The following is a 2616-nucleotide window of genomic DNA, read 5'->3' on the forward strand; positions in this document are numbered from 1 at the left end:
GTAGCGGCAGTACCACCGCACCGCCCACAGAATGATGTCACGGGGGAAGTGACGACCGGAGAAGATACCCATGGCTGTGAATATTTCACGTCGATCTTCCTACTACCCCAATTTTGCAACAGCACCAGGACAAGCAACCTCTGAGCATGGAGAAGAAGCACACGGCGGACGCCTCACTCGCGGGCATGTTCACCCACACTATGCAAACCATGCCGGAGGAAAGCGACTACCTCATCCGCTGGTGGGCATGAATATACACGGCAGTATGCCCACTGTATATAAGGAGGACGCTTCACGAGAGACTCCTGGAGATCCACCATTTTTGACACCAGAAACTTGCGCTGCCAAACCAGGTACACACCAGCTCGGCACTGTTTCAAAACTGGGCGATTTTAGCACTGAACTTGGAGTGAAGCATGGAAAGGTGTTCTAGTACGTTCGCATGCGGGTGTGACGAGAATCGCCACAAATGTGTTTCTAGTCACATTTAGCTGGTTCAACTTGCTATTGAGCAGAATGGGTGCTAGAATGAAAAATATATGTTTTTCATTCTAGCACCCATTCTGCTCGACGGATTTCTGTAATCGAAACTCCCAAAATTACCCCTTGCGAGGAGTGTTATCACCCCCATAACCTTGCCGTAAGATTAGAAAGTATTTCTACGAAAGGTTATGTCATGAATCTCTATACCAACCCTCTTACATACACTGATGCGCACAGAATCGTCGACGCACTTCCCCGCCCAAGAAGACAGACCTACTTAGACATCGCCAAAAAACATGCCGAGACTGAACAACGAATTATTATTTTGGCGGCTGAGTTGTACCTATGGAACGGATATCTCGCATCAGTTGTAGATAGAACGACAGGCGAAGTTGAAGTTTTGCTCCGAAATTTTATAGATCGGGCTTTAGCTCAATGGAACAGTAAATCACCACAAAATGGCTCCCCCGAATGGCTAACCAACCCCGAAGGAAAGCTGAAAGAGTTAGTTATCCCTTCCGAAGGTACGGCACTGAAAGAATACGCCCACACGCAAACAGTCGGAGGAATTCCAACACATGACGATTACGTGGCAGGACTAACCTTTGGAAACTGGGTCCACCTATTGCCAAAGAAACACGCTCGCGAAAATAATGCACGCGTGATTCTCTGGAATGAAGCGTTCGCTCCCCATCTAAATTCCCCAGATAGAGTAGATTTTCAACAACGCGTAATGGCGGTGAAGGATATCCGCAACCGCGCCACCCACAGACGTCCACTTATCAAAGACACTGACGCTGTCAGCAGAACGCACCAAGACTGCGTGACAATTGCCAAAGCTATAAACGAAGACCTAGGGATCTGGCTCCGAAACGAAAAATGGATCCCCCAGGCGCTTAAACAATCCCCATTGTTATAAAAAAGATGGCCCCCAGTTCAACTGAGGGCCAGAGCTTATTTGCCTTGCGGCTTGACGTTCACTAGGTTACACCTTTTCAAAAAAAATACAACTTAACTTAAAGCCCATAACCTATCATCCCCTGCAGCGTCGCAGATTAACTCTCAGAGACGACGATCATGAACGTGATTGTGCGACCGGTTGAACCTCCGAGAATGGCCAGCACTTCACTAAGAGAACGAAGGTGCTGTTGCAAAGTTGGGCGGAGAGCCGAGACGACCCAGTTTCTCATTTCCTGATGGCCGCTGCGTGCCGGCGTTCTCAGGCCGTCTCGAAGACCCGGTTGACGATCACCGCGTCCGGATTGGGGTGCCCATAAGCAAACATCGTGCCCTGACCTTTCCGTAATGAATGCATCGCTTCCATCCCTTTCAACGTCCGGTAGGCGGAAATTCGGTTTTTGAACGCCCCCTTCGGTCCCAGGATTCTTTTAAGTCGGCCATGATCTCCCTCGAGAACGTTGTTCAGGTATTTCACCTGCCGGTGCTCCACCATCTGAGGGCAGATTCCCTCCGCCTTCAGCTCGGATATTGCCTTGGCCAGAGCTGGTGCCTTGTCGGTGTTGATGACCCGCGGGGACCCGGCTGTCGTATTCGATCGCAGCGTCTTGGCCAGGAAACGCTTGGCCGCAGCCACATTCCGTTTTGGTGAGAGGTAGAAGTCTAAGGTCTGCCCACCGGCGGTAATAGCCCGGTAGAGATAGCACCACGTGCCGCCGACCCGGATATAGGTCTCATCCCCCCGCCAGGACTGGGCCTGCCAGTCGGGTACCTGCCGGTACCAGCGAGTGCGCTTATCCAGCTCAGGGGCGTATTTCTGCACCCAGCGGTAGATCGTGGTGTGATCGACTGGCACACCCCGCTCGGTCATCATTTCTTCGAGGTCGCGGTAGCTCACGCCGTAGCGGCAGTACCACCGCACCGCCCACAGGATGATGTCACGGGGAAATGCCGACCGGAGAAGATGCCCATGGCTCTGATTATTTCACGCCGGTCTTTCTACTGCCCCAACTTTGCAACAGCACCGAGAACTTGGTGTTTCCGTCGACGGCAAACTTGATGCCCTCAGGCGCCTCAATCAGGACTGGGTGAGAGTAGCCCAGTGCGAACTCCAGGTTCTGGCCCTTGAGCTGCACACGGTAACCCACACCGAAGATTTCCATCTTGATGGTGTAG

1 protein-coding gene and 2 pseudogenes are annotated in these 2616 nt (G+C 52.0%); 1 reads left to right on the forward strand and 2 read right to left on the reverse strand.

Annotated features, from left to right (window positions below; all coding sequences use genetic code 11):
* Window positions 1-676 precede the first annotated feature (676 nt).
* Window positions 677-1402, forward strand: coding sequence for a hypothetical protein (locus HMPREF2888_RS07590; protein ID WP_235590991.1), 726 nt, complete (start codon window positions 677-679; stop codon window positions 1400-1402).
* 300 nt (window positions 1403-1702) lie between these two features.
* On the opposite strand, the pseudogene HMPREF2888_RS07595 reads toward HMPREF2888_RS07590, so the two are convergent.
* A pseudogene (locus HMPREF2888_RS07595) lies at window positions 1703-2412 on the reverse strand (IS6 family transposase).
* A 50-nt stretch (window positions 2413-2462) separates the two neighbouring features.
* Window positions 2463-2616: pseudogene (gene rplF, locus HMPREF2888_RS07600) on the reverse strand (50S ribosomal protein L6); the annotation flags it as partial.

This window comes from Corynebacterium sp. HMSC077D03 (assembly GCF_001808545.1).
GTDB lineage: Bacteria > Actinomycetota > Actinomycetes > Mycobacteriales > Mycobacteriaceae > Corynebacterium > Corynebacterium simulans.